The following is a 1,353-nucleotide window of genomic DNA, read 5'->3' on the forward strand; positions in this document are numbered from 1 at the left end:
ATCATAATCAAACGCCAAAAAAACAGCTCCAACGCAGGTGCTTGCCGTTTATGACATTTTATTTGGTCAACAGATTGAAGACATCCGCCCCATTTCCGTCAAAACCGAGGCCGAACAACGAAAACATAAAAGGTTGGACATTTTGTTGTCGCAGCCTTCGTTTATTTAGTTAGCTTGAAGTGTGTTGATCAAACGTTCTGGATTGACAATAGATTTGATCGTAAATGGTTTGCCCATATTTTCGATTGTTCGAGAGTATGAGGTCTTCATTGCTAAATCCAAAAATTTTTCTGGTGTAATGGACGGATCTGCTTGGCAAGCAAGTGCGTATAGCCCCGCTAAATAAGGAACTGCCCAACTTAATCCGCCAGAAGCGTCCTGTTCGTATTGATCAACACCGCTGCTTGCCGCATACGTTCGACGATCCATCGGGACAAAAAGATCATCCTTGAATTCTTCTGGATGCGTCTTGATCCAATCGCCTAAAGTGTAGGAATCAGGATCATCTGGATCGGCCATTTGATCCCTTCCTAAACCTGAAAGACCAACATTATAATCCCGTTTAAGGTTCGCAGTAATGACAAAGATACCCCTCGCCTTTGCTTTATCAATAGATTTCTGAACCGTTTGATATCCTTCATGATTTTTTTCAAAGCTTCTTGAGATCGAAATGACACGAATTTTTTCTTTTTCAGGTAGTGATTCGTTTAACACAAGAAAACGATCAATGGCTTGCGCATAATAGGCATAATTGTACACTTTTGGATCATTGTTGTCTTTTCCCATCAGCATCTTTAGATTATTGTCAGAAAGTGCGGAAGCAATAAAATATAAGTTCGATGCTGGCGCTACGCCGATATCTTTTCCTAACGCGAGCGAAGATACTGCCGTTCCGTGCATTTCAGGTTTTTTGGATAATACATGGATTTCCTCATAATGTTTAAGCCGCTTTGCATATTGTTCATGACTAGTCAAAAGCGTTTGATCAATAATTCCAATCGAGATACCTTTTCCAGTGATCCCTTTTTTATGAAGCGCCCGGACACCCAATCCAGGATTTTTACCCAGCTCCAGACATTTTTTTGGATCAAATCCAATCGGTAATTTTTCCGGCCATTGAGTCTCTGAATCAAAGATTGCCCTGCTTAATTCACCAGCATAATCCGTCAAATCTAACTCTGTTAAGTCCTTTGAACGAAGATCAATCCGTGGAGCCTCTGAATTCTTCCTGTTTGGTTTACGTATTTTTTTTAATTTAACTAATTTCTTTGGGCTAGCTGTGGTTTTTCTAGCGATCCCGATTGTTGTTCCAGATGTATGGCTATCAATTGGTTGAATCCAAAGAACATAGCT

General features: G+C 40.4%; 1 protein-coding gene. It reads right to left on the bottom strand.

Annotated elements, in window-relative coordinates; genetic code table 11:
* Positions 1-165: 165 nt before the first annotated feature.
* Positions 166-1,353: S8/S53 family peptidase (locus A5875_RS23950; RefSeq protein ID WP_088935938.1), on the bottom strand; the 1,188-nt coding region annotated here is incomplete at its 5' end.

The organism is Enterococcus sp. 3H8_DIV0648 (genome assembly GCF_002140655.1).
Lineage (GTDB): Bacteria > Bacillota > Bacilli > Lactobacillales > Enterococcaceae > Enterococcus_A > Enterococcus_A hulanensis.